This window comes from Microbispora bryophytorum (assembly GCF_006874465.1).
Classification (GTDB): Bacteria; Actinomycetota; Actinomycetes; order Streptosporangiales; family Streptosporangiaceae; genus Microbispora; species Microbispora bryophytorum.
This window is the reverse complement of record NZ_VIRL01000032.1, coordinates 1-25,002: the sequence shown is the minus strand read 5'-3', so window position 1 is coordinate 25,002 and position 25,002 is coordinate 1. Positions and strand designations below refer to the sequence as shown.

Here is a 25,002-nt window from a genome sequence, read left to right as displayed (position 1 = left end):
CTCCCCCGGAACGGGGCACCCGCTACGATCCCGAGGCCCGTTGACGTCGTCGTCAGACGAGGTGCGATCGAGTGCCGCCCGGGCTCCACTGGACGGCGACCAGGTCGGAGCCGTACTCCTGTGCCAGCCGACGACGCAGCCGCGGGTCGACGTCGGTCACCTCGATTACGACCCGGTCCCGCTCGGCGTCGATGTGGCCGCTTAAAATCCTCGGGTCGTCGGCCGGTGACGTCATGGCGTCCAACACGGTGTCCAACACGGTGTCGAGCTCCGCCCGGCTGTGCCGCACCTGCCGTACGACCGGGATGATCGTGAAGGGGGTCCGCACGTGGTCGGGCCACGCGACACCGTTCAGCGGTATGGCGGCCAGCGCCCGCCCACGTTCGGTGATGTACGGAAAGACCAGCCGGTATGGCCGCTTCAGCAGATACGGCGGGGCGAGGTCCTTCGGGTGCCCCTCCACCCGTTGCATGGCTGCGTCCAGGGCGTAGTTGAACGGCTCGATTCGCGAGTCGTAGGGCTCCTTGAAGAAGTCGGTCAAGTCCACGGTGAACACCTCGACGGCCTCGGACGTCGCGCGTTCCACGACCAACCGGCCCGACACGGGGGACGCGGGGCCCAGGGTGAAGGTATAGAGGACGAGCAGCGCGAGGATCACCCTGAGCGTAGGCACGGCGCCCAGCCTAGAACGATCTTCGTTTTCCAGCTGGGGAATCGATCTGACCGCCTCTGGGCACCCCCTGCACGTCGTCGAGATCGCCGGCCCCGACGGATAGGCAGCGAGATGCTCACCCTCGATTGCACGACCGCGCCCGGTTGTACACCGTGCCTCGCTTCGCGGCTGCCACCTGCGTGCAGGTCTGACCCGGCAGGCATTCCCGGAAATCGGGCGACAAAGGGCTTCACTCGCCGTTCGGCCAACCTTCACGTCAGGCGTGCGGTCAGCGTCACGGGGTGTTCCTAGCCTGAGCTGGTCCTCCCAGACACCCCCCTCTGGAGGACCGCCATGCCGGCCCGCCGGATCACCGCCCTCGCCACCGCCTTCACACTGTCCGCGGCCTCCCTAGGCCTGTGGGCCGCCGGAGGCTTCAGCGCCCAGGCGGCCACGTTGCCCACGCCGGACCACACGGTGGTCGTGGTCTTCGAAAACCACGCCTACTCCCAAGTCGTCGGCACCTCTAGCGCTCCCTACATCAACTCCCTGAAGAGCGGCGGGGCCAACCTGACCGCCTTTACGCCGAGACCCATCCCAGCCAGCCCAACTACTTCGCCATGTTCTCCGGATCGACGCAGGGCGTCACCGACGACTCCTGCTACACGCCCGGCTTCAGCTCGGCGCCCAACCTGGCGTCGGAACTGATCGCCGCGGGCAAGAGCTGGGCCAGCTACAACGAGTCGCTGCCCAGCCAGGGCTCGACCACCTGCAGCAGCGGCAAGTACGCCCGCAAGCACAACCCCTGGTTCGGGTTCTCCAAGGTGCCGGCGTCCACCGCGTACACGTTCGCGCAGTTCCCCACCGACTTCACCAAGCTGCCGAAGGTGTCGTTCGTCGTCCCGAACCTGTGCAGCGACATGCACGACTGCTCGGTGTCCACCGGGGACACCTGGCTGAAGAACAACCTCGACGCGTACGCGACCTGGGCCAAGACCCACAACAGCCTTCTCGTGGTCACCTTCGACGAGGACAACCGGCTCAGCGGCAACCGCATCGCCACCGTGCTGTACGGCCAGCCGGTACGGTCGGGGTCGTCCTCCGGCACCACCTACAACCACTACAACATGTTGCGCACCATCGAGGACATGTACGGCACCGGCCACGCGGGCAACGCGGCGTCGGCGTCGGCGATCTCCGGCATCTGGAACTGACCGCGTGTACCTCGCGGACAGTCGCGACGCGCCCACCCTCGTCCCGCAGCGGAGACGGCGGTGGGCCGCGGTTCCGGGAACCGTGCTGGCCCTGGGCGCGGTGAGCCTGATCACGGACGTGTCGGCGGAGATGATCACCGCCGTGCTGCCGCTCTATCTCGTCTCCGGGCTGGGGCTATCCTCGCTCGGCTTCGGCGTGCTGGACGGCGTCTACAACGGAGTCGGCGCCCTGGTGCGGCTGGCCGGAGGCCACCTCGCCGCCGGCGGGGGCTGACCTTCGCCGACGACGGCCACTTCTGGGTCACGCTCGCGACCGGCGGCCGCACGTGGCTGGCACGCGGCGACGTCGCGGCCCGCACCCTGATCACGGTCCGGCAGAACGTGGAGTGCCCGTCGCTCTCCCCGGACGGCACCCGCATCGCCTTCAAGAAGCGGGCGGCCGGCCTGCCCGAGGACGCGCCGTGGCGGCTGTACGTTCTCGACCTTCGGACCATGCGGGAGACCCCGGTCGCCGAACGGCGCGGCGTCGACGACCAGGCGGTGTGGCTCGGCCCGCACGCCCTTACGCCCTTACGCCCTGCCGGGCGACTTCGGCGCCGGCATCTGGACGGCGCGGCGGGCGACTCAGGAGCCCCGCGCCGCCTGCCCTCCGCTGTGCTCGTGCCCGTCCTCGTCCAGTGAACGACCGCCGCTCCGGGAACTTCCCGCCGAAGGTCGACCGCGTGCGGGGAACGGGCCCGGCTAGAGCGGACTGTCGTGGGCGATGAGGGCGAGTTGGACGCGATTGTCCAGGTTGGTCTTCGTGAGGATGCGGGAGATGTAGCTCTTGACCGTGCCGACGCTCATATGGAGCTCGGCGGCGATGTCCGCGTTGGACCTGCCCCGGCCGACCGCGGCGGCGACCTCACGCTCGCGGTCGCTGAGCCTGGACAGCAGCCTGCGTGCGTCGTCGCGTCGGCGGTCCTCCGCCTCCGGAGCCAGGTGGGCGATCAGGCGCCGGGTCACGCCGGGCGACAGGATCGGCTCGCCCGCCGCGACCCGGAGGACCGCGTCCACGATGCCCTCCGGCGGGGTGTCCTTGAGCAGGAAACCGCTGGCCCCGGCGCGCAGCGCGCCGAAGACGTGCTCGTCGGCGTCGAACGTGGTGAGCATGATGATGTGGGGAGGGTCGGGCCGGCGCCGCAGCAGCCGGGTGGCGTCGATCCCGTTCAGGCCCGGCATGCGGATGTCCATGAGCACCACATCGGGCGCATGCGCGTCGACCGCGGCTCCGACGTCGGCGCCGTCGGCCACGCCGCCCACCACGACGAGCTCGTCGGCGCCCCTGAGCATCAGTGTCAGACCCGCCCTGACGAGCGGGTCGTCGTCCACGACCAGCACGCGGATGGCGCTCACACCGGCCATGGTAGCCAGACCGCCAGGCGGAACTCGCCTTCCCCAATCCCGGCCTGCTCCACCCTGCCCTCCTCCACCCTGCCCTCCTCCACCCCGGCCTGCTCCACCCGGCCGCCCGCCAGCTCGGCCCGCTCCCGCATCCCGGCCAGGCCGGCGCCCTCCCCCCGGGGAGCACGCACCACGGGATTGCGCACCTCGATCGCGAGCCCCCGGTCCGGCCCGCCGTCCAGGCGGACGGTCACCGGCATACCCGGCGCGTGCTTCCTGGCGTTGGTGAGCCCCTCCTGGACGATCCGGTAGGCCGCCCGCGCCGTCGCGCCCGGCAGCTCGGGCAGGCGCACACCGCCGTCACGCATCTCGACCTCCATACCCGCCCGCCGTACCTCCTCGACGAGACTGCGCAGGTCCAGCTCGGAAAGGACGGGCGCCTCGCGGAGCACCGAGATGACCTGGCGCAGCTCCTGGAGTGCGTGGTGCGCACTGGAGCGCACCACCGCGGCCGCCTCGACCACCTCCTCGGGGTCGGCCCGCGCGTTGAACTCCAGCGCCCCGGCGTGCAGCGCCAGCAGCGACAGCCGGTGCGCCAGCACGTCGTGCATCTCGCGGGCGATGGCCAGGCGTTCGGCGTGGCGGGCCTGCTCGACCCGCCGCCGCTGCTCCTCCTCGGCCCTGCGGACCCGCTCCGCCAGCGACAGCACCAGTTGGCGGCGGGCCCGCGCCAGCATCCCCCATCCGGTCAGCGCCACCCCGAACAGCACCGCGACCAGCGCCCACACCGGGTACGGCGCCAGCCCCGGCGGCCGCAACCAGAACCGGGCCAGCGTCGCGGCCACCCAGGCCGCGCCGACGCCGATCGCGACGACCGAGCGCCGGTAGAGGGCGGTCATGAGCGTGGCGATGCCCGCCGCGACCGCCGCCGAGGCCGCGGGCACCGCCAGCGCCACGGCCACGAGCGCCATGGTGGCCGGCCACCGGCGCGACAGCCACAGCGCCCCGCACGCCGCCGCGCCGCCGGCCACGTCCACGGCCGGCCACCAGCCGGAGGCCGCGCCGAGGTCGTCGCGCACGACGACCGCCGCCGCGGCCAGCGCGCAGGCGACGCCTCCCACCCGGATCGCCCGGTCCCGCCGGGTCCTCGCCGGACCCGGCCGTACGTCTGCCGTCACGGACGCCCAGCGTAGTGACGGCGGGCCCGCCGGCGGCAGCAACCAAAGTCGACGCCGGGTTGTCACCTGGGTTGCCACGGGCAGGACCCGGGGCGGCAGACGTGGGTGGTGTGCGCGGAACACGCTGGCCGCATGACCTCAGACAAGACGGGCGGCCGCCGGGCCGCACTGCTCCTCGCGGTGATCGCACCGCTCGTGGCCGAGTTCACCCTCGGCAACCCGCCACTGCGCATGGCCTGGCTCCTGCTGCTGTGGATCCCGATATACGGCGCGGGCGTCGTCCTGGTGCGCGAGCTGGTACGGCGGGCCGGGACGGGCTGGATCGGGGTGCTGCTGCTCGGCGCCGCCTACGGCATCGTCGAGGAGGGCCTGGCGCTGCAGGCGCTGAGCAGCCCCACGATCTACGGCGCCGCCGGGTGGGCGCCCCGCGTCCTGGGCCTGAACAGCGCCTACGCCGAGCTGCAGATTCCCTACCACGCGGTCTTCAGCGCCGCGATCCCGATCCTGCTCACCGACCTGATCGTCCCGTCCCTGCGCGACCGGCCCTACCTGGGCAGACTCGGCACCTGGCTGGCGGGGGCGGTCTTCGTCCTCGGCGCGCTGCTGCTGCGGGTCACGGTGGTGACGAGTATCGACCCCGGGTACGAGGCGCCGCCGGCGATCCTGGCGGGCTGTGCGGCCGCCGTGGTCCTGCTGACGGCGGCGGGGCTGCGGCTGAAGGTCCGCCCGGGCATGCCCTCGATCAGCCCGCCCGCGCCCGCGGCGGCCGGGGTGTTCGGCGCCGTCGCCTCCTTCGGCTACCTGGCCTTGCTGTTCCCCTTCGGCGGCGCGACCCAGCCCGCCTTCACCCACGGCGGGTGGGTGATCGTGCCCATGTCGGCCGCCGCCGTTCTGGCGGTCGCCGTCGCATGGCTCCTGCGCCGCTGGACTGCCGACGGCCTGTGGACGGACCGGCACAGCCTCGCCCTGGCCTCCGGCGCCCTGATCGCCCATACCGCCTTCGCCCTGATCTCCAACACCGACACGGCGGCCGACCGCGCCGGCCTGGCGGCCGTCGGCGTGGTGATGGTGTGCCTGCTGGCGATGCTGGGCCGCCGCGTCACCGGCCTCGCCCGCTTCCGATGAGACACGACGTGGACCACGTGGAGAAGGCGAAAGCACGCTAGATTGCCCACACCCAAGATCGGCCCGCTCACCCCCTGGATGTACGGCATGCACCCCCTCATCGTCGCCCTGGCCCTGGTGACCGCCGCCCCCGCCACCGCTCACGTCCGGGCGGCCGAACCCGATCCGATGGCGGGCCTGCAGTCCCTGCTCGCCCGCGGCGCCGGCGCGACGACCGAGTTCTACGGGAGCGCCTCCACGGATCTGACGCGACAGGTGCGGCTGAGCAACGGCAGGCGCACGTACATCGGGAGCGGCATGGAGCTGCGCGGCACCGGCAGGGTCAAGCTGGGGCGCGCCGGCGTCATCGCCTCGGAACACGTCCGGCGACTGAGCATCGGCAACAAGCAGCTGGTGGTGGACGAGGCGGCCAAGGATCCCTACTTCGCCGGCGTGCTCCGCACGGTGGGGACGCTGCGCACGGTCAGCGTGGGCGGCTGGCAGTACCAGCTCGCGCCGCGAGCGAAGGCCTGGACGCGCACCGGCCGCGCGAGCGGCGCCGCCGCCGCGTACGGCGACCAGTTCATCAACGTCCTGGAGCCGGCCACGCTGCGCACGCTGCTGTCCACCAAGAGCCGCAAGAGCGTCGCACCCTGGGCCAAGGACCGCACCACCGGACGCAGGCAGCGGATCTACACCCTGACCGGGACGATCACGCTCAAGGAGCTCTACCGCGTGTCCCCCAGCTTCCGCGAGGCCGCGGGAACCTCGCACCTCGGCACGTCCGAGGTGACATGGACGTACATGTACGACGACCGCGGGTGGCCCTACCGGGTCGGCTGGCGCTTCTACGCGCACCCCCGGCCGAAGGTCCCGGGACTCGGAGAGGACCGCATTCTCCGGGCACACCTGGCCACGCAGTACCGGAGCTGGGACAGGCCGATGGCGATCACCGCGCCCAGGGCGACGCCGGGGCGGGGGCTGGAGGTCGACGACCTCAGCGACGTGCTGAGCGCTCCCGCGCGCCGCAGGTGAGGCGGCAGGCGGCCAGGCCGCCCCGGCGACAGGGCCGTGGGCCACGTGGTGGGCATCGAAGACCTGCCGGTCTGTTCGCGGCGAGGGCCTTTACATAGTAGATCAATGACACCAGCCGTGGGTTGCGGTGCCGGGTGGCGCTATGGCCACTCCCCATGAGCCGGGTCCAGCCGCTGGTGGAGCAGGGCCTGCTGGGCCGGATTGGCGGTCAGGCCCAGCGCCCGCTCGTCACACAGCCGCGCCTGGCTCGTGTCGCCCAGCGCGCGCAGCAGTTCTGCTCGGGTCGCGTGCAGGAGCGGGTAGCGGGACAGGGCCTCCTCCAGGCCGGCCAGCTCCGCCAGCGCCGCCACGGGCCCCTTGACATAGCGCAGGGCGACGGCCCGGTGCAGCCGGGCGACCGGCGAGGACGCCACGGCCAGGAGCATGTCGTACAACACGAGGATCTGCGCCCAGTCGGTGTGCTCGAAGTCGGCGGCCTCGGCGTGACAGGCCACGATCGCGGCCTGCAACTGGTAGGGGCCCGGCCGGCGATGGGCCCTGGCGGTGCGCGTCAGCAACGCGGTCGCGTCGGCGATCGTGGCATGGTCCCACCGGCCGCGGTCCTGCTCGGCGAGCGGCACCAGACGCCCATGAGAGTCGAATCGGGCCGCGCCGCGCGCCCGATGGAGCCGGATCAACGCGAGCAGCCCGGCCACCTCCGGCTCACTCGGCATGAGGACGGCCAGGAGCCCGGCCAGCCACTCGGCGTCATCGGCAAGGTCGCGCGCCTCGGCCCGATCGCCGGCGCTGGACAGATAGCCCTCGTTGAACAGCAGGTAGACGACCGCGAGCACGGCCTCCAGCCGCTCGGGCAGCTCCTCGGCGGCCGGAATCCGGTAGGGGATGCCCGCTTCGGCGATCTTTCGTTTGGCGCGGGTGAGCCGCTGGGCCACCGTGGTCTCCGGCACGACGAAGGCGGCGGCGATCTGCGCGGTGCTCAGCCCGCACACCACCCGCAGGGTCAACGCGATCCGGGCCTGTCGCGACAGCGCCGGATGGCAGCACGTGAAGACCAGCCGCAGCCGGTCGTCGCCTTCCCCCGGCTGGGGCCATCGCAGCCGGGCCAGCTTGGCACGGTAGTTCGTCTCCCGCCGCAGCACGTCGAGGCCGCGGCGGCGGGCCACGGTGAACAGCCAGGCGTCCGGCCGGTCCGGCACGCCCTCGACCGGCCAGCGGCGCAGCGCGGTCTCCACGGCGTCCTGCACCAGGTCCTCGGCGGCGGAGAAGTCGCCCAGCAGCGACACCAGGCACGCCGCGAGGCGGCCCGCGTGCTCACGCACCACGCGGGCCAGCACCTCACGGCTCCCCCGGTCTCCGTCCGGTTCGCTCATGCGACCGGGCGGATCTCCACGATCGGGCACGCCGGCCAGGACCTGGCCATCTTCAGCGCCTCGTCCAGATCGGCCACCTCCACCTCGGCGTAGCCGCTGACCACCTCCTTGCCCTCGACGAACGGCCCGTCGGTGACGATGGGCTCGCCGCCGCCGAGACGTACGGTGGTCGCGGTGTGCGCGGGCGCCAGATGCATGTGATGCGTGATCCTGCCGGAGTTCTCGGCGAACCAGCGGACCACCGCCTCGTAGGCGGCCTCGCGCTCCAGGCCGTCCATCGCCTCCAGCCGCTTGGCGAATTCCTCCGTCTCGACGAACATCAGCACGTACTTCACGGTTGACTCTCTTCCTTCGATCGGCGTTCAACAGGAAGACGAATGAGCACCCGCCTCACACGACACCCGCCTCACAAACACCCGGGCGGCCCGACTTTGCCGGCGCGGCCGGATCAGGCGCTCAGCACCTTGCGGAGCAGCTCGCCGAACTCGGCGGGGTGCGTGCTGAGCCCCGTGTGCCCGCCGGGGAAGTGGACCAGCTCCACACCGAACCGCTCGGCCAGGAAGGCGGCGGGACGGTAGGGCAGTTCGCCCTGTGAGTCCGCTCCGGCGGCGAGCACGAGCCGGTCCGACAGGGCCTCCAGGCGATCCACGTCCGGCGTGTAGGCCATGAAGCTCGGCACGATGCGCCCGAGGAAGTAGGGCATGTCGGCCATCGTCCGCTCCACCCGTGCCGCCGCCTGCGGGGGGAGTTCGGTGACCGCCTTGGCATCGGCAGGATCGGCGCCGGGCCGCCGCATGCCGGCCGCGAACACGGCCGCCGCGGGCATCAGCCCCTCCCGGCGGAACGTGTCCTGAACGCGAGCGAGCAGCGCCCGATGCTCGGCGGCGTCCGGCAGCACCTCCACCAGCGGCGGCTCGTGCGCCACGACGCGTTCGATCCGCTCGGGACGGGCGGTGAGCAGGTGCAGCGCGACGATCGCGCCCGAGCTGCAGCCGGCCACGCGCGCGGGCGCGTCCGGGGACAGCAGCTCAAGCAGCCGGAACGCGTCGTCGGCATGCTGTTCGACCCGTTGTGGGGCTTCCGGGTCGTCCAGCGGGCTGCGGGACAGGCCGCGCGGGTCGTAGGACGCCACCGTGTAGTCGGCGGCCAGGGCGTCGGCGACGCCGTCGAAGGACGCCGCGCCGCCCGTACCGCCGGGGATCAGCAGCAGGAGCGGGCCCTTTCCGCGCACCTCGTAGCGCAGGGTGGCGCCGTCCACCCGCAGGTGGCCGATGGCCGGGCTGGTCATGTCGGTTCTCCTTCACCATGCGTGGGCCAGTGCTCAAGGAGGGTGTGCAGGGCGTCGAGACAGCGGACCCAGGTGTCCTCCGCCGGGCGGGCGTGCGCGAACCCGCCCGCGGCCTCCAGGCTGGTGAAGCCGTGGAGCGTGCTGCGCATCAGCCGGACCGCGTCGGTCAGGTCGGGTTCCCGCAGCGCGTAGGCGCGCAGCATGCTGTAGGTCAGCTCGACGGCACGCCGTGGCCCGGCGGCCCGGGCCACGAGCTCGGGGTCGATCTGAATCGGGATCTGCGTCGCGGTGTATCGGCCCGGATGGTCGTGGGCGTACTGCCGCCAGGCGTTGGCGTACGCCACCAGCGCGTCCCTTCCGGCCCGCCCGGCGGTCGCCTCCGCGATGCGCACGGTCTTCTCGTCGGCCGCCAGCAGCGCGATCCGCCCGCGCAGGTCCTCCAGGCTGCGGACGTGCGCGTACAGGCTGGCGTCCTTCACTCCGAGTCGTCGCGCCACCGCCGACATGGTCACGTGTTCGAGCCCGACCTCGTCCGCCAGCTCGGCGCCGGCGAGCGTCACCCGATCCGCGGTCAACCCGGCCCGCGCCATGGGCATACCGCCCTTCTCCGTCTGAAGCACTGTGACCATTCCTAGGAGCGTTCCTAGAACCCCTAGGCTCTTCCTTGGGGTCCAAGGATGCCTCAGGCCGGGCGAGGAGCGCAAGCGGTTACCGCGGTGACGACGCGGACGGCAGGGCGCCAGGGGCGGCCGGGGCCGGTCGTCCTCCCGACGCGCCCGCTGTGCGCAGGGTCGCTCACGCCTCCGCCGGCGAACCGACGACGGCACCCCCGAGACCGGCGCCCCCGAGACCGGTGCCCCCGAGACCGGCGCCCCCCAGGCCGGTACCCCCACGATCGGCGGCCCGGCTCAGCTGGAAGTCGGCCGCCTGGCGGGTGAACAGGCGGGCGTACTCGCCGTCGAGCGCCATCAGTTCGTCATGGGTGCCCTGTTCGGCCACCTGCCCGTCGGCGAGGACGACGATGTGGTCCGCCCCGCGCACCGTGTTGAGACGGTGCGAGATGAGGAGGCTCGTACGGCCGCCGCGGTGGTCGCGGAGCCGCTGGTGGACGGCGTGTTCGGCCTCGGGGTCGAGTCCCGAGCTGGGCTCGTCGAGGATGAGCAGGTCGGCGGTGTCCGCGCGGAGGAGGGCGCGGGCGAGGGCGACGCGCTGCCACTGCCCCCCGGACAGGAGCACGCCCCGGCCGGAGTCCTCGCCCTGCTCGGCGGCGAAGAACCGCGACAGCATGGTGTCGTAGCCGCGGGGAAGGCTCGCCAGCGTGTCGTGGACGTCCGCCCGGCGGGCCGCCTCGCGGATCCGCTCCGGCCGGTCGAGGGAGCCGACGTCGCCGACCGCGACGTTCTCGGCCGCGGTGAGGTCGTAGGCCACGTAGTCCTGGAACACGGCTCCGATCCGGCGGCGCAGATCGTCGACGCGCAGCTCGCGCAGGTCGGCGCCGTCCCAGCGGACGCTGCCGCGCTCGGGGTCGTAGAGGCGGCACAGGAGCTTGACGACGGTGCTCTTGCCCGCGCCGTTCAGGCCGACCAGGGCCACGCTCCGCCCGTGGGGGATGGTCAGGTTCAGGCCGCGCAGCACGTACGGATGGCCGGGGTCGTACCGGAACCACACGTCGCGCAGTTCGATGCCGTGCCGCAGCGGCGGCGTGTCGCCGCCGGTGGCGGGTTCCGGCAGGTCGGGTCCGATGGTGACGACGTGGGCGTAGTGGCCGGCCAGGACGAGTGCCTCGTTCAGGTGAGCTAGCTGGATCACCACGCCGGACAGGGAGGCCTGGGTGCCGGCGAGGGCGGCGGTGAGGACGGCCAGGTCGCCGATGCCGGCCTGGCCCCCCGCTATCCGGGAGACCAGCACGATCAGCGCGGCGCCCGCGATGACCGTGCTGAGGGCGGTGAGCGCCCCGTTGTGGCGGACGGCCGTCAGGTCCATCCGGCGCTCCGCCCGCTGCTCGGCGGCCAGTTCGCCCAGCATGCGCCCCCGCAGGAAGCCTCCGATGCCGAACAGCCGGATCTCCTTGGCGGCCTGATGGTCGAGCATCAGCGTCTGATAGAACATCCGGCGGCGTTCCGCGGGGGCCATCTCCAGGCGGAGAAACGCCCGGCGGCGGCCGAGCCTGAGCTGGACGATCAGCTCGGGCACGGCGGCCGCGGCCACGACGGCGGCGAGGAGCGGGCTGAGCGTGGCGAGCGCGCCCAGGAGCCCGGCGATGGTGATGCCGCCGCGCGCCGCTCCGAGCGCCGACTCGGTGACGAGTTGCGGGGCGGTCTGGGCGGACTGCTGGGCCAGTTGGAGCCGATTGTGGAAATCCGGGTTCTCCAGCCTGGTCAGCCCCTGCATCCGGCACACCGCGGTGAACAGTTCGTCACCGGTGCGCCACGCGATGCGGCGCTGCTGCTCCCGCTGGACCCACCCGGACAGGTGGGGCAGCAGCGCGGTCAGGGCGCCGAGCACGGCCATCGCGGCGGCGAGCGGTGTCGTCGAGGGGCCCGATCCGGCGGTCAGGCGATCGATCAGCAGTTTGGTGAGCCACGTGATCGCGACGGGGGATGCGCCGGTCAGAACCGCCATGGCGAGCTGGGACAGAGCGAGAACCGGTCCGGCCCGCCAGACGAGCGCCAGGGTGAGCCGCAGCGGCCCGAGTCGTGACCTCACGCCGGTCAGACCGGGGACGGCGCGGCCGTCGGAAGCTCCGGCTTCAGGCTGCTCCCGGCGACGGTCCCGTCCGGGCCGATTAGGAAGAACGACGGGAAGGCCCTGATCTCGAACGCCTCCGCCATCGCGCCGCCCTCGCCCTCCACGACGACGCTCACGTCACCGGTCAGGGCGGCGAGCAACTCGGCGGGTCTCCTCTCGCCCTCCACCACCACCGCCAGGACTCGTACGCCGTCGGCGGCGGCGTCACGGGCGGTCGTGACGAAGACGGGCGCCTTCGGCAGGCAGTGCGGGCAGTCGGTGCTGAAGAACCCGACGAGGGTGCGCTCGCCCGCGAAGTCGTCCGCGGTGACCTTCGTGTCGGAGACCGTGAGCGCGGAGAAGGCCGGGACCTCGGCGCCCACGGCGAGCCCGGGGTTTCCGGGCACTGCCCCGGCGAGGGAATCCTTGGTGATTTTCCGGAGTCTTCTGATGACCGCGCCGGTAAGGAGCAGATTCACCAGGACGAGCCCGCCGAGCAGGACGACGGCGGCGACCAGGACGGCCATGGGCGTTCCCTTCGAGGGGTCAACGGAGGAGGTGGAGCAGGTCGTCGAGGAGCACGACGGCGCCGACGGCGACCGAGGCCCCGACCAGGCAGAGGACGGCGGCGGGCGGCGCGACGGGTGTGCCGCCCGCGGCGGACGTCGCGGCGGCCCCGGCCACCGCGCACGCGGCGAGAACGGCGTTGCGCGCCACGTGCCGGCGGTTGACCGGCTCATCGGACGCGCCGAAGCATCGGCAGGCGGCGGTCGTTCCGCGCCGCAGCGCCGTCACCAGGACCGCGGCGAACCCGAGGAGCAGGCCCCCGGCGAGCAGGAGACCTGCCCTGCCGTCGCCGTCGAGGCCGGGCGCCGCCAGCATGACGACGGTCCCGGCCTCGACGGCGACGACCACCACGGCGGCGGGCGTCCCGAGACCCGTGGGGAGGCCGCCGAGCCGCCGCACCGCCGTGGTGAATTCGCCGAAGGCCCGCCGCGTGCGCAGCTTCGTGAGGACGGAGACCAGGAAGACCCCCGTCAGCACGAGCCGGACGGTCAGCACGGCGTAGACCATTGGACGTGCCGGCCGGTGTCAGCAGTAGCCGATGTTCTGCCAGGCGCCGCCGCAACTGCTCCGCCAGTAGGTGATGCAGAGGAAGCCGGTCGGGTTGGGGTAGCAGTCCTTGTAGCGGTTGCAGCCACCAGTCGGCCAGTATTCGAAACAGTTGTCGGCCTGGGCTTCGGCGCCGGGGAGGAGCTTTTCGAGCAGCCGGTCTCCCAGGCGGTTCAGCGTCCGGATCATCGTTTCTCCCTTTGCTGGGTTCGGGCGTGGTAGGCCGCCCGCCCTGTGAGGATGCTCCGCGCGGCCTTCGCCGCGGTTGCGCGCCGGGTGCGTGCCGGATGCGCGCCGGTTGCCCGAACGCGCCGCGACGCCGTGAGCACACCGCAGGCGCCGCGCAACCGTCGCGCAGGCCGGGCCCGGCACAATCGCGATCGCCTCACCAGGCCGAAAGGTTGATCATGCAACACGTCGTGATTGCGCTGCTGTCGCTGGCCGCGGTCGCCGGGGCGGTCGCCGCCCGGCGACGCTTCGTCGTGGTACGGGTGGCCGGGACGAGCATGGTTCCGACGTACCAGCCGGGAGATCGGGTGCTCATACGACGCGGCGGGCGGGCGGTGCCGCGGCGCGGCCAGGTGGTGGTCTTCCGGCGCCTGCAGCCGGGCGGCGCTGCCTCTTCGGGACGCACGTCCGGACTGCGCCGTACGGAGTGGCTGATCAAGCGGGTCGCCGCGATGCCGGGCGACAGGGTGCCCGACCAGGTCGCGCCGGGCGTACACGCCGCGCCGGGCGACGTGGTCCCGGCCGGCCGGCTGGTGGTCCTCGGCGACGGCCCGACCAGCCGGGACTCGCGGCACTGGGGCTACCTGCCGGTGAGCGAGGTGCTGGGCGTCGTCATCCGCAGGTTGTCCTGATCGGGCGGGGCCCCGTCCACGCCCGCCGCCCGCTCCATGCCCGCCGCCCCGTCCACGCCCGCTGCCCCGTCCACGCCGGCCGCCCGCTCCATGCCCGCCGCCCCGTCCATGCCCGCCGCCCGGTCCATGCCCGCCGCTGCCGTCGCGGCGGCCTCGGTGGTGTTGCCGAGCCGCTGGAACAGCCGGTGGGCCGCCGTCCAGGACCGGGTGGCCGCCGCCTGGTCGCCGCGGTCACGCTGGGCCCGGCCGAGGGCCTTCAGCGCGAGCGCCTGCTCGTGCAGGTCCTGCAGCCCGCGCGCCACGCGCACCGCGTCGCCGAGCGTGCGCACCGCCTGGTCGGCCCGGCCGCCGAGACGCTGCGACTCGCCCAGGACGCGGAGCCCTGCGGCCCGTCCGGACGGGACCGCGAACTCCTCGAACACGGCCAGTGCCCGCTCGATCTGCTTCGCCACGTCCGAAGCCACGTCCAAGGCCACGCCCGAAGCCACGCCCGAAGCCACGCCCGAAGCCGCGTTCCGGCGCCCGAGCCGAAGGCGCAGATCGCCGAGGGCGAGCAACAGATACGCCTCCGACAACCGGTCCCCGCGCCGCCGGCAGATCTGCAGGCCCTCCCAGAGGTGACGGGAGACGCGCCTGCCCGTGGCATGGTCGCGGCAGGCGGCGGCCATCTCCCGCAGGGCGAGGGTCCTGGCCACGAGACTGTTCCCGCCGATCGCCAGGCGGAGCGCCCGGTCCGCGCAGGCGAGCGCGTCCTCGTGGAGCCCCTGCTCCCGATCGATGACGGCGCGGACGTACCAGAGGCGGCTCAGAGCGGCCTCGTCACCGATCTCCTCGGCCACGGCCATGGCCTCGTCCGCCACCGCGCGGGCCTGATCGGGGTCGCCTTCGCGGCACAGTGCGAACGCCCGCAGGCACAGCAGGTCGAGCGCGCCGTGCCGGTCCCCCGCCGCGCCGAACGCCGCGAGCGCCGCCTCGATCGCGTCCGGCGCGACGCCGCGCCGCGGCCCCACGCCGACCATGAACAGGTGGCCGAGGCCGAGCGTCAGCACCGCCTCGCCCCACTGGTCGCCGCCCAGTGCGCACGCCCGCAGCGCCAGCTCGTGCGAGGACGCCCAGTCTCGGTAGTGGCCGCGGAAGGCGTAGTAGCCGGCCGCGCGGGCCGACAGTTCCCAGGCCGCCTCGACCAGACCGAGCCGGCAGGCCTGCGCCACCCCCACCAGAAGCGTCTGCCGCTCGCTGTCGAACCAGGCCGTCGGATCACCGACCAGGGCCCTGGTGGTGGCGGGGTCGGCGTACCAGCGGGGGGCCGCGCCGCGGATGACGGAGGCCCTCTGCTCCGGCAGTCCGCTGTCCGCCGTCTCCGCCAGTGCGAGCAACGCGCCGAGAACGCGCGTGACGGCCCTGTCCCGCTCGCCGGCGGTCTCCTCCAGCTCGGCGCGTTCCCGCGCGTAGAGCCGGGCCAACTCGGGGAGGCGGTAGCGGAACCGCCCGTTGCCGTCGCTGCCCTCGCAGCTCAGGAGCTGGGCGTCGACGAGCAGCTCGGCGTACGTCTCGGCTTCGCGCACCGTCACGTCGAGGGCCGCCGCGAGCATCCAGGCGGCGAAGGAGGGGACGTCGAGCAGGCCGAGCATCCGCAGCGCCCGCCGGGTGGTCTCGCCGAGACTGTCGTAGTCGGCGGCCAGCCCCGCCCGGACCGACAGGTCTCCGAGGGCGAGCTCGTCCAGGCGCCGCCGCTCCGCCCGCAGGCGATCCGCGAGGTGGTCGAGTCGCCAGTGCTCGCGCAGCGCCAGTTTCGCCCCGGCGATCCGTATCGCCAGGGGCAGGTGACCGCAGAGCCGGACGATCTCGGCGGCGACCGTGGGCCGCGCCGCCACCCGAACCGGCCCGGCGATCCGCCCGAGCAGCTCCGCCGCGCACGCCGGGTCGAGCGGGCCGACGCGTACGGATCGGGCGCTCAACCCGGCGACCCCGCGCCTGCTCGTCACCAGCACGGCGCAGCCCGCACCACCCGGCAGGAGCGGCCTGACCTGCTCCTCGCCCGCGGCGTCGTCCAGCACGACCAGCACGCGACGATCGGCCAGCACGGTGCGCAACAGCGTCCCGCGCTCCTCGGCTTCGTCCGGCACCGCCCGCGCGTCCACCCCGAGGGCGATCAAAAACCGCGCCAGCGCCTCGGCCGGGTCGACCGGCCGAGGGCGGGTCCCGCGCAGGTCGATGTAGAGCAGGCCGTCGGTGAACGTCTCCCGCAGGCGGTGGGCGACGTGGACCGCGAGCGTCGTCTTGCCGGTGCCCGCACCGCCGTACAGCGTCACGATCGGGGTCGCGGCGGTGTGTCCGTCCGCGCTGGTGAGCCACAGCCGCAGTGACTCCGCCGTGTCCCGGTGTCCGGCGAAGTCCGTTATGTCCGGTGGCAGCTGACACGGCACGGTCGTCGCGGGCCCCGTCCGCCCCTCACCCGTCCGCCCGTTACCCGTCCGCCCGTTACCAATCCACCCCTCACCGATCCAGGCCGCGTCCGCCCGGCCCTCCGCGTCTCCCTCCGCGTCTCCCTCCGCGTCTCCCTCCGCGTCTCCCCCGGCATCGTCCCCGGCCGTACCTCCCGTGGTTTCTTCCACGGTGCTCCGGGCTTCGAGGTACGCGGCGCGCTCGTCCGCGCAGGCCGTCTCCGGCCCGAGGATCTCGCCGGCGAACGGACCGGTCGCCTCATCCCGCAGGATCGCCTCGTGCACCCGTCGCAGCAACCGGCCGGGTTCCACGCCGAGTTCCTCGCCGAGCACGGTCCGCGTCCGCTGGTAGACCCGCAACGCCTCGGCCTGGCGCCCGGCCCGGCTGAGGGCCAGCATCAGGCACGCGTGCAGCCGCTCCCGGTACGGATGCAGCTCGGCCATCTCGGTCAGGCCGGTGACCAGCTCCGCGTGGCGGCCCCGGGCCAGGTCGACGACAGCCAGCTCCTCACAGGTCAGCAGCCGTTCCTCCTCCAGCCGCCGGGCCTCGTCGGCCACCATCGCCACGTCCCCGACGTCGGCGTAGGCGGGGCCCCGCCACAGGCCGAGCGCACGCTCGAACAGCATGCCCGCCTTCGCCAGGTCCGCGGTCCTCCCGGCGGCCCGCCCTGCCGCCGTGAGCTCCCGGAACCGCAGCACGTCGAGCTCCGGCGGCAGCACGGTGACGGCGTAACCACCGGCGCAGTGGACGACGCGGTCGCGCTCGCCCAGCGCCCGCCGCAACCGCAGCACGTATATCTGCAGGGTCTTGTGCGCGCTGCGGGGCGGCGTGCTCCCCCACAGGGCCTCGATCAGCGCCGCCACCGCCACCGGCCTGCCCGGCGTGCACAGCAGGGCCGCCAGCAGGCGGCGCAGCATCGCCGCGCCCAGCGGAACGGGCACCCCGTCGCGGCTCGCCCGCAGCGGCCCGAGAACGTCGAACTCGAACACCGTCACCCCTCGCGAGGCCGGTCACCGGCGCGAGCCTTCGATCGGCCGGGGCGCCCGCCGCCTCATCCCCGGCCATGCCCTCCCCCGGCGGCCTCCGTCGCATGGTCACCTTCTCTTCGCGTACGTCTGCGGGCGCGGCCGAGCATCGGAGACGCCGGTATATGCGTCGTATAGGCCCTGGTGGCGCGGGCCCGGGAGCCGTTCGCGCCGGAGGCGGCCGGTGCACGGCCCGGACCAGGCCGCCGAGGATGACCGCGGACGAATCCGGCAGCCGTCCCCCGTGCGAGCTACCCGCGAATGTCCACCGCGCGGTGACGATTCCGGATCGCCGGATCCCTAGCGTTCTCGGCGTAGCCGCGGCGCTCCGGCCGCGGCATCTCCCCAAGGAGTCGTCATGCGACTGTTGAAGCAGCTCGTGGCCGTCGCGGTGGTCGCCTTCGCCGGTGGCGCGATCACGGGCGCGGTGCGGGGAAACGCGTTCCTCACCCTGGTCATCGGGGTCGCGACGGCCGTCCTCGCGGTGTTCGTGTACGCCCGGGTGGTGCGGTGGTCCGAGCGTCGCGCACCGGTGGAGGTGGCCCGGAAAGGCGCCGTCCCCGCCCTCGGCCGGGGGATGCTGATCGGTGCCGGGATGTTCGCGGCTGTCATCGTGAACATCGCCTTCAGCGGCGGCTACCGGGTCGACGGCCTCGGCTCGGTGACGGGCGCGGTCGGGCTGCTCGGCTTCATGGCCGCCGCCGCCGTGACCGAGGAGCTGCTCTTCCGCGGCGTCCTGTTCCGGATCGTCGAGGAATGGACCGGCACGTGGATCGCGCTGACGCTGACCGGGCTGCTGTTCGGCCTGATGCACCTGACCAACCAGCACGCCAACCTGTGGGGCGCGATCGCCATCGCCATCGAGGCCGGCGGCATGCTCGCCGCCGCCTACGCCGCCACCCGCACCCTGTGGCTGCCGATCGGCCTGCACTTCGGCTGGAACTTCGCCGCCGCCGGCGTCTTCGGCACCGAAGTCTCCGGCAACGGCGTGCAGGAAGGCCTGCTGAACGGTGTGACGTCAGGCCCGGCCCTGCTCACCGGCGGCGACTTCGGGCCGGAGGCGAGCCCGTACGCGGTCCTGTTCGGCGCGTTGCTGACGATCGTCTTCCTGTGGCTGGCCCACCGGCGCGGCACCCTGGTCCCCCGCCGGCGCCGTGCCCGGACCGGCGCGGCCGCTACGCTCTCCCAGTGATCGACTTCCGGCGGCTCCCGGATCTGTGGAGACGGTCCGACGTCACGGTCCGGGATCTACCGCTCGCGCTGCTGCTGGCCGTCACGTCGCTCCTGCCGGCGTTACACGACTACGGGACGCAGCTCGGCGACCTGCCGGCCCGCCCCTTCGACGCGACGGCCGTCCTGGTGATCGCCCTCGAATGTCTCCCGCTGGTCGTCCGCCGGCGGTGGCCCGCCGTCTGCATCGCCCTGGTGTCGCTCGGCTTCGCCCTCGACCAGCTCCGCGCCTACCACACGGCGGCGGGCACCGCGCTGCCCATCGCGCTCATCAGCACGGGCGTCCATCTGGAGCGTCACCGGCGCGTCACGATGGTCCTGCTCTCCTTGGCGTACGTGCCGCTGGCGGTCGCGCTCGACCGGACCGGCTCGGCCGAGGGCCCGGTGGGGTATGTGACGTTCTACCTGGCGCTGGTCCTCGCGTGGAGCGCCGGGGCCTGGCTGCGCTCCGGCCGGGCCGCCGAGGCCGAGGGCCGCCGCCGCGTCGCCGAGGCCACCCGCGCCGCCGAACGCACCCGCATCGCCCGCGAGCTCCACGACGTGGTGACCCATCATGTGACGGCGATGGTCGTGCAGGCCGAGGCGGCACGCTACCTGACCGCCGCGCCCGACCGACTCGACGCGGCTCTGAGCGCCGTCACCGACACCGGCCGGCGGGCCATCTCCGACCTGCGGCACCTGCTCGACCTGCTCAACCCCGACCATGACTCCGACGTCGGGATGCCGTCCGCCGTCGAGCTTCACACGCTCGTGGAGCAGACGCGCCGGGCCGGGCAGCCGGTGGAGTTCGCCGAGGAGGGCAGGCCGGCGGAATCGGCCGGCAGCGCCGAATTCGTCGCCTACAGGGTCGTGCAGGAATCCCTGACGAACGCCCTCAAACACGCCCACGGCAGCCGCACGGACGTCCGTGTGCGCTATGGCGAGAAGGAGATCCTCGTGGTGGTCAGCACCGACGGTTCCGGCTCGCGGGCCGGCTCGCCCGGCGGGAGCGGGCGGGGCCTCGCCGGGCTGCGTGAGCGGGTCGACGCCCTGGGCGGCGAGTTCAGCGCCGACCGGCGGACGGGCGGCGGCTTCGTCGTGCGGGCACGCATCCCCGCGGGGAACCCGTCGTGACCGCGCCGGTCCGGGTCCTGGTCTGCGACGACCAGGCGCTGATCCGCACCGGGTTCGCGACGATCATCGATGCGCAGCCCGACCTCGAGGTGGTGGGCGAGTGCGGGGACGGTCGCGCCGCCGTCGACCTCGCGCGCCGGCTGAACCCGGACGTCGTGGTGATGGACGTGCGCATGCCGGTGCTCGACGGCATCGAGGCGACCCGCCTGCTGGCCGGCGCCGGGGTGGAGCATCCCGTCAAGGTGCTCGTGGTGACGACGTTCAACCTGGACGAGTACGTGTACGAGGCGCTGCGTGCGGGGGCGAGCGGGTTCCTGCTCAAGGACGCCCCACCGGCGCAGCTGCTGCACGGCATCCGCACCGTCGCGACGGGTGCCGCGCTGCTGGCACCCGAGGTGACGCGGCAGCTCGTCGGCAGGTACGCCGCGCGGATCCGTCCCGCCGAGGGCACGCCGGACGACGTCGCGCTGACCCCGCGCGAACTGGAGGTGCTGCGCCTCATCGCCGACGGCCGGTCCAACAGCGAGATCGCCGCGATGCTGGTCATCAGCCATGAGACCGTCAAGACGTACGTGTCGCGCATCCTCACCAAGCTCGGCCTGCGTGACCGCGTGCAGGCCGTCGTCTACGCCTACCGCAGGGGCCTGGTGACCTGATGCGCGGGTGAGAGCGCCTGTCGGCACGGTACGGCCAGGGCAAGAGTGTGGGCGTGTGCCCGCGCTCGGCGACCTCGCCGTCCCGGGCTCCCCCGCCTGCCAGTCCTGCGACCGGCTCCTCACCGGCACCTCTGCTGGCGAACCGATTCGAGAACAAGACCGTGAGCTGGATGTTCGGTGCCCAACCCGAAGAATCTCCACAGATTTAGGCGTTAGACACGTGTTCTTCATCCACGGGACACATGTGATTGACACGCCTTGCCGCCTAAATTTACCCTGTCTGCGAATCGATTCGATGCGTCGCCTGCTTCGAGACCGCCCTTTGCTTCACCCGACCGACAGACGGCAACACCCCAGGTTCCAGGACAGCGCCACGGCTCGTCCCGGGACCCCCCACCCCCCCGTCGAAGGAGTCACGAGTGAACACCACCTTGAGTTGGCGGCGAAGTCGCCGCCGCGGTCTGGCCGCCTTCTTCTCCGCCGCGGCGCTCGTCGCCGCGTCCGTCGTCGCGACCGCCGCACCGGCCCAGGCCGCCGACGAGTCCATCTCCGTCAACTTCTCAGCCGCGGGCGGTTCCCCGACCTACCGGGCGTCGGGATGGATCTACGGCATGACCGAGAACGCGGCCGGGCCCCCGGACAACTACTTCACCGACGTGAAGTTCCGGTACATGCGCGCGGGCGGCGCGCAACTCGACTCCCCGGGCGGCTGGGTGTCGGGCAAGTACGACCGCCGGTGGAACGCCACCCGCGCCCAGCTGCTGCGCACCCGGTCGCTGGGCGGCGAGTTCATCCTGCTCGTCCATGACCTGTGGGGCGCGGACGGCTACCCGATCTCGCGCTTCCCGGGCGACAACGGCAACTGGACCGACTACGACAACTTCCTCACCCGCCTGATCGCCGACGTCCAGGCCACCGGCGCCCCGGTCCAGTGGGATCTGTGGAACGAGCCCAACATCACCCTGTTCTGGAACCGCCCCCAGTCGCAGTACTTCGAGATGTGGAAACGCGCCTACCAGCGCATCCGCGCCGCGTTCCCCTCCCAACTGATCGTGGGCCCCAGCTTCGCGGGCGTGCCGTCCACCGGCGGCTGGTGGACGCAGTACCTCGACTACGTCAAGGCGAACAACGTCGTGCCCGACATCGTCAGCTGGCACTCCCTGCCCGGCGACCCGGTGGCCAACGTCGCGACCGCCGACACCACGCTGAACTCACGCGGCATCGCCCACCCCCGCCCCTACCAGATCAACGAGTACGGCGCCTCCAACGAGCAGAACCCCGCCGACGGCGCCTGGTACATCGCGCGGCTGGAGCGGGCCGGGGCCGACGGCCTGCGCGCCAACTGGGCGGGCGGGAACAACCTGCACAACGACCTGGGCAACCTCCTCGTCCACAACTCCTCCAGCCAGTACCAGCCCAAGGGCGAATGGTGGGTCTACCGGTTCTACGGCTCGCAGACCGGACAGATCGCCTCCGTCACCCCCAGCTCCAACTACGACGCCTTCGCCACCAAGGCGAGCGGGAACGCGAAGATCCTGGTCGGCGGCGGCCGCACCACCGGCAACGTCGCCGTCAACCTGCAGCGCCTGGACACCACCAGCGGCATCGTGCAGAACAACCAGGTCCGCGTCCTCGTCGAGCGCATCCCCTACAACGGCGGCGGCGCGGTCCAGGGACCGGTCACCGTCCAGGACACCGTGGCGACCCTGTCCGGCAACGGCACCACGGTCAACCTTCCGCACACCGCGGTCGACGACACCTTCACCATCACACTCCTGCCGCCCGGGAGCGGCGGAGGGTCGGCGTCGGCGTTCCGCAACGTCAACGCCGGCCGCTGCCTCGACGTGCCGAACGTGTCGCAGACGAACGGCACGCAACTCAGCCTGTGGGACTGCAACGGCCAGAACAACCAGCAGTGGACCTACACCTCTTCCCGGCAGCTGCAGGTGTACGGCACCAAGTGCCTCGACGCCGAGGCCGCCGGAACCGCGAACGGCACCCGGGCGATCATCTGGGACTGCAACGGTCAGGCCAACCAGCAGTGGAACGTCAACGCCGACGGCACCGTCACCGGCGTGCAGTCCGGCCTGTGCCTGGAGGCGAGCAACTTCGGCACCGCGAACGGCACGAAGGTCCAGCTGTGGGCCTGCACCGGCACGACCAGTCAGAAATGGACCCGGAGCTGACCGGGTGACCGCCGACGCCGGTTCGCTTCGCCCATGACCGCCACGCCGGTCGGACGTGCGTCACACGTCCGACCGGCGTCCGGCCACACGGGCACCGGGGGTGCGGTCCTCTCCGCCGCGAGTCGAACCGGTTCGCGGGGACCGAATCCCACCGACCGTGCACGTCACCGGGGTCGCGCGGACCGTCGCATGCGTCGCGATCGTCATTCCATGCGCTCGATTCGACTTACGATGTGCATATCGGTCGGACCAGGTGAGGAGCGCCGGTGAACATCGGGGAGATTGCCAAGCGGTCGGGCGTGGCGCGCAGCACCGTCTCGTACGCGCTGAGCGGCAAGCGTCCCGTGTCGGAGGAGACCCGCCGGCGCATCCAAGCGGTCATCGACGAACTGGGCTACCGGCCCAACGCCGCCGCCAAGGCGCTCAAGGAGGGCCGGACCCACACCATCGGCCTGGTCATCCCTCCCGCCAGCCGGCGCCTGACCGACATGCAGCTCGGCTTCGTGGCCAGCGTCGTCGACGCCGCCGCACACGCCGACCTGGACGTCCTGCTGTCGCCGTCCGGGGGCGAGCACGACCGATCCTTCGAGCGCGTGGTCGGCGGCAGACGCGTGGACGGCGTCATCGTCATGGAGATACGGCTTGAGGACGACCGGGTCACCCGCCTGCGGCAGGCCGGGCTGCCCTTCGTCGGCATCGGCCGCACCAGCCGCCCGGAGGAGATGTCCTGGGTGGACATCGACTACGAGAAGCTGATCGCCAACTGTGTGCATCACCTGGCCGACCTCGGCCATCGCCACATCGCGCTGATCAACCGCTCGGAAGAGCTGGTGGCGGCCGGGTACGGCCCAGGCCACCGCGCCCAGGCCGGTTTCACCCGCGCGATGGCGGAGCGTCGTCTCGACGGCGTGCAGACGTGCTGCGCCGACGACGCCCAATCGGGGGTCTCCTGCGTCGAGCGGCTCCTCGACGAACGCCCCGACCTGACCGCGATCGCCACCCTCAACGAGGCCGCCACCCCCGGGATGTACCACGCGCTCGCCCAGGCGGGCCTGGTCGTGCCGCGCGACTTCTCCATCGCCGGCGTCTCCGCGCGCCACTGGGCGGAGAACCTGCACCCCCCGCTCACGGCCGCCGACGTCCCGGCGGACGAGCTCGGCGCCCGCGCCGTCGAGATGCTCATCCGGCTGATCGCCGATCCCACCACCCCGCACGGCCATCTCCTGGTCGCGCCGCCCATCTCGCTGCGCGGCACGACCGGACCCGCCCGTGCCAGGGATGACCGTTCCTGACGGCTGTACGCGTTCCCGAGCCCGCCACGCCATCCCGGCGGCCCCTGCCGTCCCGCCTCCCGCCTGCCTCGCCACCGCCACGGCCCCCGTTCGCCCCGCCACCGCCACCAGCCCCGCCACCGCGACCGTCTCCTGCCCCGGCCCCGGCCCTCGGGCCCCGGGCCGGAGACGACCCTCCTGGCCGGAGACGACCTCCAGGTCGCCGGTCGGATGACCGCCACGAAACGTGCCCGGGCCGAGAGCGGGCCGTTTCCCTGATCCTCCCGGCGACTCCGGCCCTGAGCTGGTGTTTCTTCCGATCCTTCGGCTGACGTTTCGCCGCCCCGGCAGAGCGGCTCCGGCGGCTCTTCACCGGCGGACGCCTGTCGTGAAAGTTTCACCCCCACGCCCCGCAACGATCGAGCTCCCTCCTCGTCGCGGCAGATGAGACGCCCCGGCAGACCCGGGGGCCGGGCGGGCAGAGGCAGGAGCCTTGACGCGGCGTCGGCCGTCGTATTTGCTCCGCCGCACCACCACCTACGTCAATCGCAGAGAGAGAGCTGCCCTGTAAACACAAATGTTAGCGCTAACACGAATCTGCCCGGATCCAGGATCTTCGGATCGGGGTCCGGCCTCCGCGGCACAGGCCGAGCCCGGACCACGCAGCCGACGGCCGTCTCCCCCTCAAGCCGTCTCTCCCTCAAGACACGGACAGGTCTCCGACGGACCTCGCCCACCACTCGATGTGAGCGATAACAGCCGAGGGTCCGTCCCGCACTCTCCCAGGAGTACACATGAAGATCGAATCCCTTTCACGCCTGGTCGGCGCCGCGGTCACCCCTCGCAGCCGGCTCGGCGGAAGCGGCCCGGAGTCTCTCCATAGGCCGAACCGGCCGGATCGCCTTCCGGCGCACGGAGGGCTGAGCCTGCGCACGTGGAGACGTTGGTCGACCGCGGCGCTGCTGGCCGTGCTGGTGGCGGTGACGGGCACGCTGGTGGGCACGGGCGTCGCCTTCGCGGAGTCGAACGGCGGGGTGCGGGTGATGCCGCTGGGCGACTCGATCACCGAGGGCACGCAGGTGCCCGGCGGCTACCGGATCGGGCTGTGGCAGCGCCTGGCCGCGGGCCGCTACACGACCGACTTCGTCGGAT

22 protein-coding genes and 2 pseudogenes are annotated in these 25,002 nt (G+C 72.7%); 12 read left to right on the top strand and 12 right to left on the bottom strand.

From position 1 onward, the window contains the following. Positions 1-52 precede the first annotated feature (52 nt). A complete protein-coding gene (locus tag FLX07_RS34230; protein WP_142575832.1) occupies positions 53-673 on the bottom strand; it encodes a hypothetical protein in 621 nt (206 codons plus the stop codon). Positions 674-1,236: 563 nt separating this feature from the next. On the opposite strand from FLX07_RS34230, the pseudogene FLX07_RS34225 reads away from it, so the two are divergent. The 3 genes and pseudogenes from FLX07_RS34225 to FLX07_RS34215 form a co-directional block, all read left to right on the top strand. After that, positions 1,237-1,866 (top strand): annotated as a pseudogene (locus FLX07_RS34225) (alkaline phosphatase family protein); the annotation flags it as partial. Positions 1,867-1,870: 4 nt separating this feature from the next. Further along, positions 1,871-2,140 carry a hypothetical protein gene (locus FLX07_RS34220; protein WP_208762538.1) on the top strand — a complete coding sequence of 90 codons (270 nt, stop codon included), beginning with the start codon at positions 1,871-1,873 and terminating at the stop codon, positions 2,138-2,140. A gap of 107 nt (positions 2,141-2,247) precedes the next feature. Then, positions 2,248-2,547: a TolB-like translocation protein gene (locus tag FLX07_RS34215; RefSeq protein ID WP_142575831.1), complete on the top strand. Its 300-nt coding sequence runs from the start codon at positions 2,248-2,250 to the stop codon at positions 2,545-2,547. A 60-nt stretch (positions 2,548-2,607) separates the two neighbouring features. Here the strand turns inward: FLX07_RS34215 and FLX07_RS34210 are convergent, their stop codons facing one another. Continuing rightward, on the bottom strand, positions 2,608-3,270 hold the full coding sequence (locus tag FLX07_RS34210) for a response regulator transcription factor (protein WP_142575830.1): 663 nt from the start codon (positions 3,268-3,270) through the stop codon (positions 2,608-2,610). Then, entirely contained in the window at positions 3,258-4,427 is a 1,170-nt protein-coding gene (locus FLX07_RS38620; RefSeq protein ID WP_142575829.1) for a histidine kinase, read from the bottom strand. The genes FLX07_RS34210 and FLX07_RS38620 overlap by 13 nt, the downstream gene beginning before the upstream one ends. Positions 4,428-4,559: 132 nt before the next feature. Here FLX07_RS38620 and FLX07_RS34200 point away from each other — a divergent pair, with 132 nt between their 5' ends. Both FLX07_RS34200 and FLX07_RS34195 read left to right on the top strand, forming a co-directional pair. After that, positions 4,560-5,552: a hypothetical protein gene (locus FLX07_RS34200; RefSeq protein ID WP_142575828.1), complete on the top strand. Its 993-nt coding sequence runs from the start codon at positions 4,560-4,562 to the stop codon at positions 5,550-5,552. A gap of 42 nt (positions 5,553-5,594) precedes the next feature. Then, positions 5,595-6,566 (top strand): hypothetical protein, encoded by a 972-nt coding sequence (locus tag FLX07_RS34195; protein ID WP_142575827.1) that lies wholly within the window; start codon positions 5,595-5,597, stop codon positions 6,564-6,566. Between the two features lie 140 nt (positions 6,567-6,706). On the opposite strand, the gene FLX07_RS34190 is transcribed toward FLX07_RS34195, so the two are convergent. The 8 genes from FLX07_RS34190 to FLX07_RS36765 form a co-directional block, all read right to left on the bottom strand. After that, on the bottom strand, positions 6,707-7,936 hold the full coding sequence (locus tag FLX07_RS34190; RefSeq protein ID WP_142575826.1) for an RNA polymerase sigma factor: 1,230 nt from the start codon (positions 7,934-7,936) through the stop codon (positions 6,707-6,709). After that, entirely contained in the window at positions 7,933-8,271 is a 339-nt protein-coding gene (locus tag FLX07_RS34185) for a YciI family protein (RefSeq protein WP_167748498.1), read from the bottom strand. The genes FLX07_RS34190 and FLX07_RS34185 overlap by 4 nt, the downstream gene beginning before the upstream one ends. A 113-nt stretch (positions 8,272-8,384) precedes the next feature. Next, complete coding sequence (locus FLX07_RS34180; RefSeq protein WP_142575825.1) at positions 8,385-9,224, bottom strand: alpha/beta fold hydrolase; 840 nt, start codon at positions 9,222-9,224, stop codon at positions 8,385-8,387. Continuing rightward, positions 9,221-9,814 carry a TetR/AcrR family transcriptional regulator gene (locus FLX07_RS34175; protein WP_142575876.1) on the bottom strand — a complete coding sequence of 198 codons (594 nt, stop codon included), beginning with the start codon at positions 9,812-9,814 and terminating at the stop codon, positions 9,221-9,223. The genes FLX07_RS34180 and FLX07_RS34175 overlap by 4 nt, the downstream gene beginning before the upstream one ends. 205 nt (positions 9,815-10,019) lie before the next feature. Then, positions 10,020-11,930 (bottom strand): ABC transporter ATP-binding protein, encoded by a 1,911-nt coding sequence (locus FLX07_RS34170; protein WP_229689926.1) that lies wholly within the window; start codon positions 11,928-11,930, stop codon positions 10,020-10,022. A gap of 5 nt (positions 11,931-11,935) precedes the next feature. Beyond that, positions 11,936-12,478 (bottom strand): TlpA family protein disulfide reductase, encoded by a 543-nt coding sequence (locus tag FLX07_RS34165; RefSeq protein WP_142575824.1) that lies wholly within the window; start codon positions 12,476-12,478, stop codon positions 11,936-11,938. A gap of 19 nt (positions 12,479-12,497) precedes the next feature. Beyond that, entirely contained in the window at positions 12,498-13,013 is a 516-nt protein-coding gene (locus FLX07_RS36770) for a MauE/DoxX family redox-associated membrane protein (protein WP_167748497.1), read from the bottom strand. Between the two features lie 30 nt (positions 13,014-13,043). Further along, positions 13,044-13,253, bottom strand: coding sequence for a hypothetical protein (locus FLX07_RS36765; RefSeq protein WP_167748496.1), 210 nt, complete (start codon positions 13,251-13,253; stop codon positions 13,044-13,046). Between the two features lie 218 nt (positions 13,254-13,471). On the opposite strand from FLX07_RS36765, the gene FLX07_RS34155 reads away from it, so the two are divergent. Then, on the top strand, positions 13,472-13,924 hold the full coding sequence (locus tag FLX07_RS34155) for a S26 family signal peptidase (RefSeq protein ID WP_142575822.1): 453 nt from the start codon (positions 13,472-13,474) through the stop codon (positions 13,922-13,924). Here the strand turns inward: FLX07_RS34155 and FLX07_RS34150 are convergent. Beyond that, positions 13,873-17,358, bottom strand: a complete 3,486-nt coding sequence (locus tag FLX07_RS34150) for an AfsR/SARP family transcriptional regulator (protein ID WP_142575821.1) — start codon at positions 17,356-17,358, stop codon at positions 13,873-13,875. The two genes, FLX07_RS34155 and FLX07_RS34150, sit on opposite strands and share 52 nt — an antisense overlap. A gap of 394 nt (positions 17,359-17,752) precedes the next feature. Here FLX07_RS34150 and FLX07_RS34145 point away from each other — a divergent pair, with 394 nt between their 5' ends. From FLX07_RS34145 to FLX07_RS37275, 6 genes and pseudogenes are all read left to right on the top strand, one after another. After that, a complete protein-coding gene (locus FLX07_RS34145) occupies positions 17,753-18,586 on the top strand; it encodes a CPBP family intramembrane glutamic endopeptidase (protein ID WP_142575820.1) in 834 nt (277 codons plus the stop codon). Beyond that, positions 18,583-19,737 (top strand): sensor histidine kinase, encoded by a 1,155-nt coding sequence (locus FLX07_RS34140; RefSeq protein WP_142575819.1) that lies wholly within the window; start codon positions 18,583-18,585, stop codon positions 19,735-19,737. Before FLX07_RS34145 ends, FLX07_RS34140 begins: the two co-directional genes overlap by 4 nt. Beyond that, positions 19,734-20,393 (top strand): response regulator, encoded by a 660-nt coding sequence (locus FLX07_RS34135; RefSeq protein WP_142575818.1) that lies wholly within the window; start codon positions 19,734-19,736, stop codon positions 20,391-20,393. The genes FLX07_RS34140 and FLX07_RS34135 overlap by 4 nt, the downstream gene beginning before the upstream one ends. 419 nt (positions 20,394-20,812) lie before the next feature. Further along, positions 20,813-22,579 (top strand): RICIN domain-containing protein, encoded by a 1,767-nt coding sequence (locus tag FLX07_RS34130; protein ID WP_208762537.1) that lies wholly within the window; start codon positions 20,813-20,815, stop codon positions 22,577-22,579. Positions 22,580-22,845: 266 nt separating this feature from the next. Next, positions 22,846-23,871, top strand: coding sequence for a LacI family DNA-binding transcriptional regulator (locus FLX07_RS34125; RefSeq protein ID WP_142575817.1), 1,026 nt, complete (start codon positions 22,846-22,848; stop codon positions 23,869-23,871). A 773-nt stretch (positions 23,872-24,644) separates the two neighbouring features. Then, positions 24,645-25,002: pseudogene (locus tag FLX07_RS37275) on the top strand (hypothetical protein); the annotation flags it as partial.

Excerpts from the sequence above, each read along its gene's own strand:
- FLX07_RS34210 (WP_142575830.1), bottom strand. The coding sequence starts at position 3,270 with ATGGCCGGTGTGAGCGCCATCCGCGTGCTGGTCGTGGACGACGACCCG.
- FLX07_RS34200 (WP_142575828.1), top strand. The coding sequence starts at position 4,560 with ATGACCTCAGACAAGACGGGCGGCCGCCGGGCCGCACTGCTCCTCGCG.
- FLX07_RS34190 (WP_142575826.1), bottom strand. The coding sequence starts at position 7,936 with ATGAGCGAACCGGACGGAGACCGGGGGAGCCGTGAGGTGCTGGCCCGC.
- FLX07_RS34180 (WP_142575825.1), bottom strand. The coding sequence starts at position 9,224 with ATGACCAGCCCGGCCATCGGCCACCTGCGGGTGGACGGCGCCACCCTG.
- FLX07_RS34175 (WP_142575876.1), bottom strand. The coding sequence starts at position 9,814 with ATGGCGCGGGCCGGGTTGACCGCGGATCGGGTGACGCTCGCCGGCGCC.
- FLX07_RS34165 (WP_142575824.1), bottom strand. The coding sequence starts at position 12,478 with ATGGCCGTCCTGGTCGCCGCCGTCGTCCTGCTCGGCGGGCTCGTCCTG.
- FLX07_RS36765 (WP_167748496.1), bottom strand. The coding sequence starts at position 13,253 with ATGATCCGGACGCTGAACCGCCTGGGAGACCGGCTGCTCGAAAAGCTC.
- FLX07_RS34155 (WP_142575822.1), top strand. The coding sequence starts at position 13,472 with ATGCAACACGTCGTGATTGCGCTGCTGTCGCTGGCCGCGGTCGCCGGG.
- FLX07_RS34145 (WP_142575820.1), top strand. The coding sequence starts at position 17,753 with ATGCGACTGTTGAAGCAGCTCGTGGCCGTCGCGGTGGTCGCCTTCGCC.